The organism is Nonomuraea sp. NEAU-A123 (assembly GCF_018603905.1).
In the GTDB taxonomy this organism is placed as follows: Bacteria; Actinomycetota; Actinomycetes; order Streptosporangiales; family Streptosporangiaceae; genus Nonomuraea.
Genome location: NZ_JAHFZZ010000033.1, coordinates 1 through 16,052 on the forward strand (window position 1 = coordinate 1; position 16,052 = coordinate 16,052).

At 69.3% G+C, this 16,052-nt stretch carries 14 protein-coding genes and 1 rRNA gene; 9 read left to right on the top strand and 6 right to left on the bottom strand.

The genetic code is table 11. From position 1 onward, the window contains the following. A 16S ribosomal RNA gene (locus tag KLK06_RS53010) occupies positions 1 to 97 on the bottom strand; the annotation flags it as partial. Between the two features lie 453 nt (positions 98 to 550). Between KLK06_RS53010 and KLK06_RS62810 the strand changes: the two genes are divergently transcribed. Together KLK06_RS62810 and mgrA are read left to right on the top strand one after the other, a co-directional pair. After that, positions 551 to 2,599, top strand: coding sequence for a S9 family peptidase (locus tag KLK06_RS62810; protein WP_308168886.1), 2,049 nt, complete (start codon positions 551 to 553; stop codon positions 2,597 to 2,599). After that, entirely contained in the window at positions 2,596 to 3,594 is a 999-nt protein-coding gene (gene mgrA, locus KLK06_RS53020) for an L-glyceraldehyde 3-phosphate reductase (RefSeq protein WP_214643498.1), read from the top strand. The genes KLK06_RS62810 and mgrA overlap by 4 nt, the downstream gene beginning before the upstream one ends. Here mgrA and KLK06_RS53025 read toward each other — a convergent pair. After that, positions 3,563 to 5,998: a lysylphosphatidylglycerol synthase transmembrane domain-containing protein gene (locus KLK06_RS53025; protein ID WP_308168888.1), complete on the bottom strand. Its 2,436-nt coding sequence runs from the start codon at positions 5,996 to 5,998 to the stop codon at positions 3,563 to 3,565. The genes mgrA and KLK06_RS53025 overlap by 32 nt on opposite strands. A 139-nt stretch (positions 5,999 to 6,137) precedes the next feature. Here KLK06_RS53025 and KLK06_RS53030 point away from each other — a divergent pair, with 139 nt between their 5' ends. Then, on the top strand, positions 6,138 to 8,153 hold the full coding sequence (locus KLK06_RS53030; RefSeq protein WP_214643499.1) for a molybdopterin-dependent oxidoreductase: 2,016 nt from the start codon (positions 6,138 to 6,140) through the stop codon (positions 8,151 to 8,153). Between the two features lie 4 nt (positions 8,154 to 8,157). Here the strand turns inward: KLK06_RS53030 and KLK06_RS53035 are convergent, their stop codons facing one another. Then, positions 8,158 to 8,616, bottom strand: coding sequence for a GNAT family N-acetyltransferase (locus KLK06_RS53035; RefSeq protein ID WP_214643500.1), 459 nt, complete (start codon positions 8,614 to 8,616; stop codon positions 8,158 to 8,160). Between the two features lie 57 nt (positions 8,617 to 8,673). Here KLK06_RS53035 and KLK06_RS53040 point away from each other — a divergent pair, with 57 nt between their 5' ends. Continuing rightward, complete coding sequence (locus tag KLK06_RS53040; protein WP_214643501.1) at positions 8,674 to 9,591, top strand: zinc-binding dehydrogenase; 918 nt, start codon at positions 8,674 to 8,676, stop codon at positions 9,589 to 9,591. On the opposite strand, the gene KLK06_RS53045 is transcribed toward KLK06_RS53040, so the two are convergent. Next, positions 9,557 to 10,009 (bottom strand): hypothetical protein, encoded by a 453-nt coding sequence (locus tag KLK06_RS53045; RefSeq protein ID WP_214643502.1) that lies wholly within the window; start codon positions 10,007 to 10,009, stop codon positions 9,557 to 9,559. The two genes, KLK06_RS53040 and KLK06_RS53045, sit on opposite strands and share 35 nt — an antisense overlap. Positions 10,010 to 10,094: 85 nt before the next feature. After that, positions 10,095 to 10,904: a class I SAM-dependent methyltransferase gene (locus KLK06_RS53050; protein WP_214643503.1), complete on the bottom strand. Its 810-nt coding sequence runs from the start codon at positions 10,902 to 10,904 to the stop codon at positions 10,095 to 10,097. 90 nt (positions 10,905 to 10,994) lie between these two features. On the opposite strand from KLK06_RS53050, the gene KLK06_RS53055 reads away from it, so the two are divergent. The 5 genes from KLK06_RS53055 to KLK06_RS53075 all read left to right on the top strand — a co-directional run bounded on the left by KLK06_RS53055 (position 10,995) and on the right by KLK06_RS53075 (position 15,767). Then, entirely contained in the window at positions 10,995 to 12,800 is a 1,806-nt protein-coding gene (locus tag KLK06_RS53055) for an acyl-CoA dehydrogenase (RefSeq protein WP_214643504.1), read from the top strand. A gap of 120 nt (positions 12,801 to 12,920) precedes the next feature. Beyond that, positions 12,921 to 13,865: an MBL fold metallo-hydrolase gene (locus tag KLK06_RS53060; RefSeq protein ID WP_214643505.1), complete on the top strand. Its 945-nt coding sequence runs from the start codon at positions 12,921 to 12,923 to the stop codon at positions 13,863 to 13,865. A 67-nt stretch (positions 13,866 to 13,932) separates the two neighbouring features. Next, positions 13,933 to 14,157, top strand: coding sequence for a hypothetical protein (locus tag KLK06_RS53065; protein ID WP_214643506.1), 225 nt, complete (start codon positions 13,933 to 13,935; stop codon positions 14,155 to 14,157). A gap of 66 nt (positions 14,158 to 14,223) precedes the next feature. Then, a complete protein-coding gene (locus tag KLK06_RS53070; RefSeq protein ID WP_214643507.1) occupies positions 14,224 to 14,757 on the top strand; it encodes an RNA polymerase sigma factor in 534 nt (177 codons plus the stop codon). Further along, the gene (locus tag KLK06_RS53075) at positions 14,757 to 15,767 is read left to right on the top strand and encodes a CU044_5270 family protein (protein WP_214643508.1); all 1,011 of its coding nucleotides are present in this window, start codon (positions 14,757 to 14,759) and stop codon (positions 15,765 to 15,767) included. Before KLK06_RS53070 ends, KLK06_RS53075 begins: the two co-directional genes overlap by 1 nt. On the opposite strand, the gene KLK06_RS53080 is transcribed toward KLK06_RS53075, so the two are convergent. Beyond that, positions 15,757 to 16,050 (bottom strand): Dabb family protein, encoded by a 294-nt coding sequence (locus tag KLK06_RS53080; RefSeq protein ID WP_214643509.1) that lies wholly within the window; start codon positions 16,048 to 16,050, stop codon positions 15,757 to 15,759. The genes KLK06_RS53075 and KLK06_RS53080 overlap by 11 nt on opposite strands. Positions 16,051 to 16,052 lie beyond the last annotated feature (2 nt).

Here is a 16,052-nt window from a genome sequence, read left to right on the forward strand (position 1 = left end):
CGCCGCTCGAGTACCCCGAAGGGCCTTTCCGCTCGACTTGCATGTGTTAAGCACGCCGCCAGCGTTCGTCCTGAGCCAGGATCAAACTCTCCAAACAATGTCTGAAGGGAAAGAAATCCCAACCAAATAAAGGAATCCGTCATCCACACCCGAAAGCATGAACATGACGGGGTTGTGCATCATGCACTGGCTTTTAACACACTGTTGAGTTCTCAAGAAACGGACGCGTACTCCCTAACCTGCGAGAGGCGCTCATTTCGTCTTCGTTGTGTCTTTATTCTTTCACCAGTCCGTTTTTCTGTCAAACTGACCGGACTTGCTTAGAATGTCGACCGCCTCTTCAACTTACCATCCCGTAGATCGGGTAGCGAATCGAAGCGACTGCCGCCCGGCACAGCGCAACGCACATCAAAGCCACCGAAGTGGAAGAGGTTGGTTGCGCCACACCCTGGCGGCTTCTAAAGATTAGCAGCGCCTCCGACCACTCGAGACGCCTTCACTCCGATCAACGGCCACAGAACGATCACGGCCAGGAACATAGACTCCCCACGTGAGCAGCAACACACCGCCTGTGGCGAAGAAATCACCAACTGAGCGCACCCATCACGGCGACACCGTGATCGACGAGTACGCCTGGCTTACCAATAAGGACGATCCCGACACGATCGCCTACCTGGAGGCGGAGAACGCGTTCCTCCAACACCAGACCGCTCACCTCGGCGACCTCCAGGAGCAGGTCTTCCAGGAGATCAAGGGGCGCACCCAGGAGACCGACCTGTCGGTGCCGAGCCGCAAGGGCGCCTGGTGGTACTTCAGCCGCACCGAGGAGGGCAAGCAGTACGCCGTCTCCTGCCGCGTGCCCGCGGACGGCGAGACCCCGCCGGCGGTCACCCCGGGCGAGCGACTCGACAAGGAGCAGGTCCTCCTCGACGGCAACGAGCTGGCGGGCGACAGCCCGTTCTTCTCCGTCGGCACCAGCGCCATGACCCCCGACGGGACACTGCTGGCCTACTCCACCGACTACAAGGGCGACGAGCGCTTCACGCTGAGGTTCAAGAACCTCGAGACCGGGGAGCTGCTCGACGACGAGATCGAGAACGTCTTCTACGGCGGCGCCTGGTCGGCCGACGGGTCGGCGTTCTTCTACACGCGCGTCGACGACGCCTGGCGCCCGTTCCAGGTCTACCGGCACACGCTCGGCACGCGCGACGACGTCCTGGTCTATGAGGAGGCCGACGAGCGCTACTGGGTCGGCATCGGGCTCACCCGCAGCGAGAAGTACCTCGTGCTCGGCGCGGGCAGCAAGATCTCCAGCGAGGTGCGGATCCTCGACGCGAACGACCCGACAGGCGAGTTCCAGGTCGTCCGCCCCAGGAAGACAGGTGTCGAGTACGGACTCGAGCACGCCGGTGACTTCTTCTACGTGCTCCACAACGAGAACGCCGAGAACTTCGAGCTGGCCACCGCCCCGCTCGACGATCCCGGCACCTGGGCGCCGCTGATCGCCCACAGCACCGACACCAGGCTCCTGGAGATCGACGCGTTCGCCGGCCACGCCGTCGTCCACTTCCGCCGCGACGGGCTGACCGGCATCCGCGTCCTGCCGTACGAGGGCGCCGAATACGAGATCGAGTTCCCCGAGCCGCTCTACGACGTCGGCCCCGCGGGCAACCCGGAGTTCAGCACCGGCCGGCTCAGGCTCGCCTACACCAGCATGATCACCCCGGCCAGCGTCTACGACTACGACCTGGCCACCCACGAGCTGATCCTGCTCAAGCAGCGCCCGGTCCTGGGCGGCTACGACCCGGCTGACTACGAGCAGTTCCGCGAGTGGGCCACCGCCGAGGACGGCACGCGGGTGCCGATCTCCCTCGTCAAGCGCAAGGACACCGCCAAGCCAGCCCCCACCGTCCTGTACGGCTACGGCAGCTACGAGACCTCCATCGACCCCGGCTTCTCGGTCCCCAGGCTCTCCCTGCTCGACCGCGGTTTCATCTTCGCCGTGGCGCACATCAGGGGCGGCGGCGAGATGGGCCGCCGCTGGTACGAGGAGGGCAAGCTCACCAGGAAGAAGAACACCTTCACCGACTTCGTCGCGGCGGCCAGGCATCTGAAGGAGTCGGGCTGGAGCGAGCGGGTCATCGCCAGGGGCGGCTCGGCCGGCGGCCTGCTGATGGGCGCGGTGGCGAACCTGGCGCCGGAGGAGTTCGCGGGTGTGGTGGCCGAGGTGCCGTTCGTCGACGCGCTCAACACGATCCTCGACCCGTCGCTGCCACTGACTGTGATCGAATGGGACGAGTGGGGCGACCCCCTGCACAATCCCGATGTCTACGCGTATATGAAGAGCTACACACCGTACGAGAACGTCGACGGCCGCCCGTACCCGCCGATTCTCGCGATCACCAGCCTGAACGACACCCGGGTCATGTACCACGAGCCCGCGAAGTGGATCGCCAGGCTCCGGGCGACGGCCAACGGCGGGCCGTTCCTGCTGAAGACGGAAATGGGAGCGGGACACGGCGGCCGGAGCGGACGCTACGACGCCTGGCGCGAAGAGGCCTTCGCGCTCTCCTGGATCATCGAGAGGGGCACCGCATGACCTACCAACCGGACGACAACCGTTACGAGCGCCAGCCGTACAACCGCAGCGGGAGGAGCGGCCTCAAGTTGCCGGCCGTCTCGCTCGGCCTGTGGCACAACTTCGGCGACAACCGGCCGATCGACAACTCGCGGGCGATCCTGCGGCGGGCGTTCGACCTGGGCGTCACGCACTTCGACCTGGCCAACAACTACGGCGTGCCGTACGGCTCGGCGGAGCGGAACTTCGGCGGGATCTTCCGCGAGGACTTCGCCGGCTACCGGGACGAGCTGGTCATCTCCACCAAGGCCGGGTACGACATGTGGCCGGGGCCGTACGGCGAGTGGGGTTCGCGCAAGTACGTGCTCGCCAGTCTCGACCAGTCGCTGGGGCGGATGGGGCTCGACTACGTCGACATCTTCTACAGCCACCGGCCCGATCCCGAGACGCCGCTGGAGGAGACGATGGGCGCGCTGGACCGGGCGGTGCGCTCGGGCAAGGCGCTGTACGCGGGGATCTCCAACTACTCCGCCGAGCAGACCGCGCAGGCCGCGCGGATCATGGCGGAGCTGGGCACGCCGCTGCTCATCCACCAGCCGTCCTACTCGATGATCAACCGCTGGATCGAGGACGGGCTGCTCGACGTGCTGGAGGAGGCGGGCATGGGGTGCATCGTGTACTCACCGCTCGCGCAGGGGCTGCTGACCGACCGCTACCTCGACGGCGTGCCCGCCGACTCGCGGGCGGCGACCAGCAGGTTCCTGAGTGCCGACCGGATCGACCGCGATCTGGCGCGCGACCTCAACGAGATCGCCGGGAGCCGCGGCCAGTCGCTGGCGCAGATGGCGCTGTCGTGGGCGATCAGGGATCCGCGGGTGACCAGCGTGCTGATCGGCGCGAGCAGCGTGAAGCAGTTGGAGGACAACGTGGCCTGCGTCGACGGCCCGGCGTTCACTCAGGACGAGCTCGACGCCATCGACAAGATCACAGGGCCTCGTGCCGCTGGAGGTAGGTGAAGGCGGCCCAGCCCGGCAGCACCGGCAGCCAGAACGTGAGCAGCCGGTGCAGCAGCACGGCCGACGTGGCCAGCTCGGCGGGAAGTCCGGCCACGGTCAGACCCAGCGTGAGCGCCCCCTCGACCGCGCCCAGGCCACCAGGTGTGGGCGCGGCCGAGCCGATCGCGTTGGCCGTGAGGTAGACGACGGCGACGGTGGTGAAGCCGATCTCGCCGCCGAAGGCCTCGACGCAGGCGTCGAGGCAGACGACGAACGCGAGGGTGATCATCAGCGTGCCCGCACAGGCCTCGATCATCTTGCGCGGCGACTGCAGCACGTCGAGCAGCCGGGGCAGCACGTTGGCGAACAGCGCGTGCATCCGCCCGGTGATGAACCGGCGCAGCGGCGGCACCCCGAACAGCACCACGACCAGCACCGCCACCGCCAGCATCACCACGACCAGCCCGCGTGACGGGCTGAACGCGGTGGCGGTGTTGGACCCGGTGATGTAGGCGAACAGCAGCAGCAGCGCGATGTGGAAGACCATCATGCTGAGCTGCGAGGCACCCACGCTGGCCACCGCGAGCGCCGGCGAGATGCCGCGCTTCTGCAGGTAGCGGGTGTTGATCGCGACACCGCCGACGGCGGCGGGCGTGACCAGCTTGACGAACGAGGCCGCGAACTGGACGAGCACCGTGCGCCAGAGCGGCAGGTGCTCGGGCACGAAGCCCCTGAGCATCAGCCCGGCGGCCACGAAGCTGATGAACGAGGCGACCAGCGCCAGCCCCGACCAGGCCCAGTTGGCGGTGGTGATGACCCGCATCAGGTTGACCTGGCTGAGCTGCGACAGCAGGAAGTAGGCGGCCAGCGTGCTGGCGATGATCGTGACCAGGGTGCGGGGCCGGAACCGCTCCAGCCGGATCTCCTCGACCTTGCCCTGCGGCTTGAGCGCGACGATGTGCTCGCGGAGCGCGGCGAGCGCGCCCTTGTCCTTCGACAGCGCCGATCGTGTCTCACGGGTGAGGGCGATGCGCTGGAGCAGGGGCATCGCGGCGGCCAGCGCGTCGGGACCCATGATGGCGGCGGCGGCCCTGACGGACCGCTCGGCGCCGACGCGTAGCGCCAGGTAGGTGAGCAACTGCGCGACGTCGAGCCGGAGCAGCAGGTCGCCGGCGGCGATCTCGCCGCTGCGGGCGTCGGTGAGCACGACCCGGCCGGCCGGATCGAGCTGGATGCTGTCGCCGGTCAGCCGCCGGTGCGCGAGCCGCTGGATCTGCAGCAGCGCGACCTGTTCCCAGATCTGCGCGAGCAGGTCGTCGTCGATGTCGGCGTCGGGCACGTCGTCGAGCGGGCGCGTCTCGAGGTGCTCGTAGGCGAGCAGCGCGGCCTCGGTGCCGATCTCGCTGGTGCCGAGCAGGCGCGGCGTGCTCGCGCCCGCCGCCTGCGCGGCGTAGGCCATGAGCGCCTCGCGCTCCAGCTCGGCGCGGAGCGACCTGATCGCCCTGCGCCTGGTCTCGGAGTTGAGCCGGATCCGCCGCCAGAGCCGGTACGGCAGGCCGGCGACCTGCCGGTCGCGGTCGAGCACGGTGACGTCGAGGCGGCTGGCGTCCTTGAGCCCGATGGCGTAGCGGCGGCTGCCCTGGTGGTCGTCGTCGATGCGGCGGGCCGAGACCGGGGAGAAGGAGAGCTTGCGGAGGGCGGCGATGACCGCGTTGCCGGGCGGCCTGGTGTTGGGGCTGCCCACGCCGTACAGGGTGCCGTAGCCCACGGCCATGCCGACCAGGACGGGCACGATCGCTCCCGGCAGTGTGATCTGCCGGCCCGAGAAGAGCGCGAAGATGTCGAGCGCGATCACCGTCCACATGAGCATGCGCCAGGTGGGGCGGCGCGAGATGCGCACGGCGGTGGCGTAGGCGACCACCGAGGTGAGCAGCGTGTTGAGCGGCTCGATGGACCGCCCGCCGGTCAGCAGCATGCGCAGGTCCTCGGCGCTGCCCCCGATCAGCCACTGGCCGAGCAGGAACGAGCCGACCATGCCGATGATCGCGGCGATCAGGCCCTCGGCGACGCGCAGGCCGTCGCGGTGGAAGACGCGCTCGACGGCGAAGGCCACCGGCACGATGAGCACGGCCGCGCCGCCGAGGAACGTCGCGACGCGGCTGAGCAGATCGGGGACGAGGGTGGTGCCCTCCTTGACGTCCGCTTCGAGGCCGTTGAGCGTCTGCTTGGCGACCAGGGCGACCAGGACGACAGCGGCGAGCACGAGCAGCGTGCTGAGGAAGCGCAGCAGGTCCGAGGGCCGGCGCAGGCGCTGCGGCAGCAGCGGCTCGACTACGTAGACGTCCGGGTGAGCGCGCGCTTCGTCCACGGCTGGATCCCCCTCCGCGAGGTCCTCCGCGTCATCACGTTCCCTGATTTCGGCCACCGACAGAGATTCTGCACCTTCCCGACCGACCGTACGATCTCTGGGTCCCGTCAATCCTTCACCTTTGATTTCTACCGCGAGTCGGAGCCTGCCGTGGCGTCCCATAAGGCCCGGTGGAGTGGCACGTAAGCTGTGTCGCATGTCGGGTGAATTGAGGGTTTTGGGGGCATGTCCTCTGGACTGCCCAGATACCTGCTCTTGGATCGTCACCGTCGAGGACGGCAAGGCCGTGAAGATGCGCGGCAACCCGGAGCAGCCCTACACCAGGGGCGCGCTCTGTGTGAAGGTCAACCGGTATCTGGAGCACACCCAGGCGAACGACCGCATTCTGTACCCGCTCCGCCGTACCGGGCCCAAGGGGTCGGGGCAGTTCGAGCGCATCACCTGGGACGAGGCGTTCGACGAGATCGGGACCAGACTGCGGAGCATAGTCGACGAGCACGGCGGCGAGGCGATCTGGCCGTACGTGGGCACGGGCTCGCTCGGCTACATCCAGGGCGCCGAGGGCGTCGCCGGGCGCCGGTTCTGGAACATGCTCGGCGCGTCCAAGCACTGGCTGAACATCTGCGCCACGGCCGGCGGCGCCGGGCTGACCCTGACCAACGGCACGCCCGCCGGCATGGACCCCGAGGACCTCGCGCTGTCCAAGCTGATCCTGCTGTGGGGCACGAACACGCTGACCAGCGGGCATCACCTGTGGAAGTTCATCCAGGACGCCCGCGCCGCCGGCGCCCACGTGGTGGCCATCGACCCGATCCGCACCAGGACCGCCGACCAGGCGGACCAGCACCTGGCGATCAGGCCGGGCACCGACGCCGTCCTCGCGCTGGCGCTGCTGAACGTGGTGCTCGCCGAGGGCGCCCAGGACGAGGAGTTCCTCGCCGAGCACACCGCCGGCTGGGAGTCCTTCCGCGAGGAGATCCTGGACTACCCCGTCGAGCGGGCCGCGGAGATCACCGGCATTCCCGCCGCGGACATCCGCGAGCTCGGGATGCGGGTCGCGCACACCCGGCCGACCGCGATCCGGGCCACGATGGGCATCCAGCGGCACGCGGGCGGCGGCACCGCGCTGCGGACGATCGGCGCGATCCCCGGTGTGACCGGTGACTGGCGCCACCCGGGCGGGGGCGTGGCCTACTCCACCAGCGGCCACGTGCACCTCGACATCGACACTCGCGACGACCTGCTGACCAAGCCCGTCCGTACGCTGACCATGACCCGGCTGGCCTCCGAGCTGGATTCGGTGAAGTGCCTCTGGGTCTACGCCGCCAACCCGGTCGGCTCGACCTCCGACACCAACCGGATCAGGCGGCAACTGGCCCGCGAGGACCTGTTCACCGTGGTCATGGAGCACTTCCCCACCGACACGGTCGACTACGCCGACATCGTGCTCCCCGCGACCATGCAGACCGAGCACATGGACCTGCACGCGGGATACGGCCATCTCTACCTCCTCTGGAACGAGCCCGCCGTGGCGCCGCCCGGCGAGTGCCTGTCCACCGCCGAGACGTTCCGCCGCCTGGCCGCGCACATGGGCATGACGGAGCCGTCGCTGTACGACTCCGACCTGGAGCTGGCCGAGCAACTGCTGAGCAGCGGCCACCCGTCACTGGAGGGCGTCACGCTGGACCGGCTGCGCAAGGAGGGCTGGGTGCGGATGAACTACCCCCGGCCGTTCACCCCGTTCGCCGACGGCTTCCCCACCGCCTCGGGGCGGCTCCGCTTCCCGCCGCACGGCAAGGCGTACGTGCCGTCCCATTCCCTGCGTACGGCCGGCACCTCGCCGTACCCGCTGACCCTGGTGACACCGGCGGCGCACACCTTCCTCAACACGATCTTCGGCAACAACCCTGAGCTCAGGCGCCGGGCCAAGGACCCCGTGGTGCTGGTCAACCCGGCCGACGCCGAGGCGCGCGGGCTGGTGAGCGGGCAGCGGGTGCGGGTGCACAACGAGGGCGGCGAGTTCCTGGCCGACGTGGAGGTGAGCGACCGGGTGGCGCGTGGCGTGGTGGCCTCGCCCAAGGGGAGCTGGCCCAAGCACAACCCCGGCGGCGCGAACCCCAACGCGGTCGTGGCCGAACGCGACGCCGACATGGGCCGGGGCCCCTCCTACCACGACAACCTGGTCGAGGTCAGCCCTTGTGCCGGTCCATGATCGATCAGCTCAGTGAGAGCTTGTAGCCCTCGTGCGAGGCCTTGAAGCCGAGCGAGTCGTAGAACCGGTGCGCGTCGGTGCGCGACTTGTCCGAGGTGAGCTGGACGATCGCGCAGGCCCGGGCGCGCGCCCGGTCGATCGCCCAGCGCATCATCTCCCGGCCCAGCCCCTGGCCCCGGGTCGTGGCGTCGACCCTGACGGCCTCGATCTGGCAGCGCTCGGCGCCGAGCCGCGAGAGCCCGGCCAGGTAGGTGAGCTGCATCGTCCCCAGGATCTTGCCCTCCCGCTCGGCGACGATCAGCTCGTCGTACGGGTTGGCGTCGATCCGCGCGAAGGCCGCCAGGTACCGCTCATCGGCCGGATCTCCCTCGCGCTGGGCGCCGAGCGGGTCGTCGGCCAGCATCGCCACGACGGCGGGCACATCATCGGCGCGAGCAGGGCGGATCATCCAGATTTCGTCCATGCCCGAATCATGCCGGACCGCTTGCCAGAATGATGTTCTATCGGTGAGGCTGTCCGGATGAAGGCAGTCGTCTGCACCGAGTACGGCAAGCCGGTCGAGCTCGTCGAGCGGCCCGATCCCGTCGCGGGTCCCGGCCAAGTAGTGGTCGAGGTCGAGGCGGCCGGTGTCAACTACGTCGACGGGCTGATGGTCGGCGGCACCTACCAGATAAGGCCGCCGCTGCCGTTCACGCCGGGGTACGAGGTGGCCGGGCGGCTGGCCGACGGCACCAGGGTCCTCGCCATCACCGGGATCGGCGGCTACGCGACGCACGTGGTCGTTGCGGAGTCGCAGGCCGTACCCCTGCCGGAGGGCTTCGATCCGCGGACGGCGGCCGCGTTCGCGCAGAGCTACTGCACGGCCAGGTACGCGCTCAAGGAGCGCGCCGGGCTGCGGCACGGCGAGCGGGTGCTGGTGCTCGGCGCGGGCGGTGGAGTGGGGCTGGCCGCGATCCAGGTGGCCGGGGCGATGGGGGCCACCGTGCTGGCGGCCGCGTCCACGCCGGAGAAGCGCGAGCGCGCGGCGCGGGCCGGGGCGGACGAGGTCATCGGCTACGAGGGGCTGAAGGCCGCCGCCAGGCGCTGGGGCGTGGACGTGGTGGTGGACCCCGTAGGGGGCGAACTGTCCGAGGAGGCGCTGCGCTCGCTGCGCGAAGGCGGGCGGCTCCTGGTCGTCGGCTTCGCCGGGGGCGGCATTCCGCGGCTGCCCGCCAACCAGGTGCTGCTGCGTAACCGGGCGGTGGTGGGGGTGGATTGGGGCGCGTGGTCGATGAGCCACGCGGCCGCCAACCGGCTGATGCTCCAGGAGCTTCTCACGATGCCCGGGATCGACCCGGCACCACCGGAGGCCAGGCCCCTGGAGGAGGCCGGGCGGGCGATGGACGACCTGATCAACCGCCGGGTCACTGGGAAGATCGTGCTCGTCCCTGCATCGTGAGCGTCAGGACGCCGGCGATCAGATAGACCAGGGCGCCGTGCCAGATCGACTCGAAGGCCGAACCGAACACACCCTCCCCGTCCAGTACGAGCTGCACCGGGTAGTCCAGGACCGCCGTGATGGCGGCGGGCAGCAGGGCGAACCGCCACGGGTGCTTCAGCGCCCACAGGCGCGCCTGGCGGGTCACCCGGTCGCCCTCGTTGGGCTTGGACACGGCGCCGATGGCGGCGACCAGCGCGAAGATACTGATCCCGAGGCCGAGCGCCCACACCAGGTCGGCGGAGCCGGGCAGGAGCACGCCCAGGCCGAAACTGACCGCGGCCGTCGCGCCACCACCGATGGCGGCTGCCTTCCAGGGGGCGCCGCGCAGTGCGGCGCCCGACAGCGAGACCTCATCGCGTCGACTGATTTCGTTCATGTCCTTAGAGTGCCTTTTGAGACCCCTCGATGGCATCGGGGACCTACCCTGAGCCTTCCCTGACATGCTGTATCGGCCGCGCGGGTCAGTCCCACCAGATCGTGACCCAGCGTTCGCGTGGGAGCGGCCACATGCCGAGTTCGAGTGCCGTCGCGCCGACCTCCGCCGAGCGGGACGGGTCGAGGCAGACGCGCTGGCAGACGCTGTCGGCCAGCTCCTCCAGGGAGTTGTATCGGTCCAGCGGCGCCTCGCGCTCCTCCACCTTTACGCGGTAGCCGAGCGCCGCCGCCAGCGCCACGCAGTCCTCGGCGACGGGCCTGAACGGGCGGCTCACGTTGTGGAAGTGCTGCCACAGCGGCTCCATCCAGCTCATGGGATGGCGGTGCGGGAGTTCGAGGACGACGCGGCGCCGGGCGTGGGCGTTCAGCGCGCGGAGGAAGTCGGCCAGGTCCGGCACGTTGTAGATGACGTGCGCGGCGATCACCACGTCGGCGACCGGCAGTTGCTCGGCCACGTCGGGCCAGCGGCCCTGGACCGCGGTGAGCGGGACGCCGAGTTTGTCCGCCCTGAGACTGAGCTCGTCGAGCATTCCGGCGGATGGGTCGACCGCGTACAGCGTGGAGATGCGGTCGTGCAGGGGCAGCGACGCGGCGCCGGCGCCCGCGCCGACGTCGAGCAGCGTGGCGCGCTCGCCCAGCGCCTCGATGAGGCGCGTCGCGGTGGGGCCGTCGTCGGGCTCCGCGAGCGCTCGGTCAGTGCGCGTGGCGAAGCGCGCCGGGGAATGACCCCACGGATCGACCGGTGCCTTGGCCATGATCTCGGCGGGGATGGCCCAGGAGTCCAGTCGCTCTCGCCACCGGGCGGCGAGTTCTTCGGCGTCCATGGAGATGAGCATGCCACGCATATTCATGGTTACTCACGGGTAGCATTTCGAGTAAGGTTACTCGCCAGTACATAACGCCCCCGGTTCAAGGAGATCGACACCATGGGCCACTACAAGAGCAACGTCCGTGACCTGGAGTTCAACCTCTTCGAGGTGTTCGGGCGACGCGAGATCCTCGGCACCGGGCCGTACGCGGATATCGACGAGGACGTCGCCCGCGGCATTCTGAACGAGGTCAACCGACTGGCCACCGGTGTGCTGGCAGAGTCGTTCGAGGAGGGCGACCGGCACCCGCCGGTCTTCGACGCCGCCACGAGCTCCGTGACCATGCCGGAGGGCGTCAAGAAGTCGTTCCGGGCGCTGGTCGACGGCGGCTGGGCGCACCTCGACCTGCCGCGCGAGCTGGGCGGCCCCGGCATCCCGCGGAGCCTGGCCTGGGCCACGGCCGAGATGATCCTCGGCGCGAACCCGGCCCTCTACATGTACGCCGCCGGCCCCAACTTCGCCTACACGCTGTGGGAGGTCGGCACCGACGCGCAGAAGCGCTTCGCCGAGCTGGCCATCGAGCGCGACTGGGGCGCCACGATGGTGCTGACCGAGCCCGACGCGGGCTCCGACGTCGGCGCGGGCCGCGCCAAGGCGATCCGGCAGCCCGACGGGACCTGGCACATCGAGGGCGTCAAGCGCTTCATCACCAGCGCCGAGCACGACATGGCCGAGAACATCTTCCACCTGGTGCTGGCCCGCCCCGAGGGACACGGACCCGGCACCAAGGGCCTGTCGATGTTCCTGGTGCCCAAGTTCCACGTGGACCTGGAGACGGGTGAGCTGGGCGAGCGCAACGGCGCCTACGTCACCAATGTCGAGAAGAAGATGGGCCTGAAGGTCTCCACGACCTGCGAGCTCACCTTCGGCGACAAGCACCCGGCCGTCGGCTGGCTGGTCGGCGAGGTGCACGAGGGCATCAGGCAGATGTTCATGGTGATCGAGCACGCCCGCATGATGGTCGGCACCAAGGCCATCGCCACGCTCTCCACCGGTTACCTGAACGCCCTGGAGTACGCCAAGAGCCGTGCCCAGGGTGCCGATCTGACCAGGATGGCCGACAAGTCCGCGCCCCGGGTGCCGATCACCCACCACCCGGACGTACGCCGCGAGCTGATGCTGCAGAAGTCGTACGTCGAGGGCATGCGCGCGCTGGTGCTCTACACGGCCACGTTCCAGGACGCCATCCAGATCGACCCCGACGACCGGCACGCGCGCGACATGAACGACCTGCTGCTGCCGCTGATCAAGGGCGTCGGCTCGGAGCGCTCGTACGAGCTGCTCGCCCGGTCCCTGCAGACGCTGGGCGGCTCCGGCTACCTGCAGGACTACCCGATCGAGCAGTACATCCGGGACGCCAAGATCGACTCCCTGTACGAGGGCACCACCGCGATCCAGGGCCTGGACCTGTTCTTCCGCAAGATCCTGCGTAACCAGGGCGCCGCGATCGGCTCGCTGCTGGCCGAGATCAACGCCTTCGCCTCCTCCGATGCCGGGAACGGCCGCCTCAAGGAGGAGCGCAAGCTGCTCGCCGAGGCCGCCGCCGACATCAAGGCCATGGGCGACACGATGGCCGGCTGGGCGCTGGGCGCGCTCGAGACGCCGCGAGAGGTCTACAAGGTCGGGCTCAACTCGACCAGGCTGCTCCTGGCCCTGGGCGACCTGGTGATCGGCTGGCTGCTGCTGCGCCAGGCCGAGATCGCGCTGGCCCGGCTCGCCGACGGCGAGGACCCCTTCTACCAGGGCAAGGTCGCCGCCGCCTCGTTCTTCGCGAACACCGTGCTGCCCCGCCTGGCCGCCGAGCGCCGGGTGCTCACCGCCACCGGCCAGGACCTGATGGACCTCCCGGAGGACGCCTTCTAGACCCGCCTCTCTGGATCCGCCTTGGGATCCGCCTCCCGCTGAACGCCCGCTCCGCTGTGGAGCGGGCGTTCTGCTGAAAAGTGCACAGTCCGTACGGCCCGGACGCGGTACGTTCGCGGCATGAGTGCCTCTCACCACGACGACCAGCCTCTGCCGCCGCCCCGTGTGGAAGAGGTCTCGTCAGGCGTCTACGCCTACATCCAGCCTGACGGGAGCTGGTGGATCAACAACACGGGCTTCCTGGCCGGGCGGCGCGGGGTGATCTCCATCGACGCCTGCTCGACCGAGCGGCGCACGCGGGCGTACCGGCGGGCCATCGCCGAGGTCACCGACCGCCCGATCACCACGCTGATCAACACCCATCACCACGGCGACCACACGTTCGGCAACTACCTCTTCCCCGAGGCCACCATCGTCGCCCACGAGCGGACCCGCGAGCTGATCATGGCCGAGGGCATCCCGGAGTACCGGACGTTCGCCTGGTCACCGGACGTGGAGTGGGGCGATCTGGAGGCGGTGGCGCCGTTCCTCACCTACAGCGACCGGGTCACGGTCCACTCTGACGAGCTGCGCTGCGAGGTGCGGCACGTCGGCTTCGCCGCGCACACGACCAACGACTCCTATGTGTGGATCCCGGAGCGGCGCCTGCTGTTCGCGGGCGACCTGGCCTTCAACGGCGGCACGCCGTTCGTGCTGATGGGCTCGGTGACGGGCGGGATCGAGGCGCTCGACCAGCTCAAGGAGCTGGGCGCGGAGACGGTCGTGCCGGGGCACGGCGACGTGTGCGGGCCCGAGGTCTTCGACCGGGTGCGGGGCTACCTGGAGTTCGTGCTGGCGACCGCCGAGCGCGGCCGGGCGGCGGGGCTGGCCCCGCTGGAGGCGGCCCGCGAGACCGACCTGGGCGAGTGGGGCGAGCTGCTCGACGCCGAGCGCATCGTGGGCAACCTGCACCGCGCCTACGCCGAGCTGGACGGACTGCCCCGGGGCGGCCAGATCGACCTGGTCGCCGCCATCGGCGACATGATCACGTTTAATGGTGGAAAGCCACTCTCCTGTCTCGCCTGAGCGTGTGATCACGCATACTCGGGTATGACCGAGGGCGTACGTGCTCTTTGCCATTGTGGAGGTCGTCATGGGTGTCGGGGTCAGCATCTTCTTCCTCACGCTCGGCGCCATCCTGCGATTCGCCATCGAGCCGGACGTGTTCGGCCAGAGCGTGCATATGGACATCATCGGCGTCATTTTCATGATCGTCGGTGGGGTGGGCGTGGTCCTGAGCATCGTGCTGGCCCCGAGGCGGGGCCGCACCTCTGACAGCCAGCTGATGCACCGCGAGAACAACCCGCCCGACATTTAACCGGAAGGGTCTCCCGGGAGCGGGCAATCACTGGTGTCCCTGTTCCCCGGCAAGGGAGACCCTTGCATGATCACATCTCTTGACGGAGCGGTCGCCGATCCCGAGCGGTTCGCCACGGTCTTCGACGCGCACTACGAGGAGATCCGCCGCTACATCGGCCGCCGCCTCGACCTCGACATCGCCGAGGACCTCGCCGCCGAGACCTTCCTCATCGCCTTTCGGCGCCGTGACAGCTTCGACGCCGCCAAGGGCGGCATCAGGCCATGGCTGTACGGCATCGCCACCAACCTCACCGGCAGGCACCGGCGGGCCGAGATGCGGCGCTACCGGGCTCTCGCCAGATCGGGGCCGCCTCCCGACGACGACGGCCACGACCAGCGGGTCGTGGATCGGGTCTCCGCCGGGGTGACCGTGCAGAAGCTCTCGGCCGCGCTGGCCGGGCTGTCGCGCGGCGAGCGCGACGTGGTGCTGCTCGTCGCGTACGGCGAGCTCACCTACGACGAGGTGGCCGCGGCGCTCGGCGTCGCCTACGGCACCGTCGCCTCCCGGCTGAGCCGGGCCAGGACCAAACTGCGTGACGCGTTGGGAGTTGAGGTGTGATGAAGGAGTTCCAGCTCATCGACGACGTGATGCCGGACGTGCCGCCGACCGACCACGCGCGGGTGATGGCGGTCCGCGCCCGGATGCTGAACGAGGCCCCGCGCCGCCGCCTGCCCGGCTGGTCCCGGGTGACGCTGGCAGCCGCGTCCGTGGCGTTGGTGCTGGTCGGCGGATTCGTGGTGGCGCCAGGACTGGGCGGAGGCCCGGCCCCCGGCGCGGCCCCGGAGGACGCGGCCCAGGTGCTCGCCACGGCGGCGGACCGGCTGGCCGCCCAGCCGCCCGGCGAGGGCGCCTGGTGGCGGCGAGAGGAGGTGCAGGTGCTCAGGATCAAGCCCAAGGACAACTCCACGTTCACCGTCGAGCAGCGCGTGACGCAGGTGTTGTGGATCAACCGAGAGGGGAAGGAGCAACGTGAGCAGGGCGACGTCTCCGCCGCACCGCTCACCCCCGCCGACGAGCAGGCATGGAAGGACGCGGGAAAACCGGCGCTCTGCGACGCCGGGGCGGGCGAGTGCGCGGTGGGCAAGGTCTTCCACATCCCCATGGACCCGAAGACGTACAAGCCCGTGACGCGGTTGCCCACCGACGCCGAGACGCTCAAGGCCAAGCTGCTGAAGGGCTTTCCCGCCGACGGGAGCGGCGGCGAGAGCCGGGAGAGCTGGCTCTGGATGGCGGCCAGGTGGCTGCTGGTCGACGCGGAGACCACTCCGGGCACGAGGGCGGCGCTCTACAGGATGCTCGCGGGGCTGCCCGAGGTGCGGGTGATCGATGGGGTCGCGGACCTCGACGGGCGGGTCGGGGTCGGGTTGGTGTTTGAGGGCAACCCCGTCCGACAGTGGAGCGGACAATACCTGCCCGTGCAGCAGCAGATCGTCATCGACAGGGAGAGCGGCGACCTGCTGGCCGTCCAGGGCGCCTTGATCCAGCCCCACGGCTCGCAGTCCGGCGAGCCGTTCGAGTCCTACGTGATCAAGAAGCAGGGCTGGACCGACGAGGCGCCTATACGCTGAGCTGGAGGGCCGCCCGGCTCGCGATGATCGGCTTGATGTGCTCCGCGATCACCTTCTGGTGCTGAGGGTGATCGCGGTACACCAGGTAGTCGTCGACGTTGTCGAAGTCGGCGACCACCCCGAACTCGTGGTTGCCCTGGTTGATGCCCGCGTCGGCGTCCGCCGTGTAGGACCGGATCTCCGGGATGATCCCCGGCAGTTTGCGCAACTCTGTCGCGACCGTGGCCTTCTGCTCCTCGGTGGCGTCTTCGGTCCAGGTGAACAGCACGACGTGGCGAATCATGA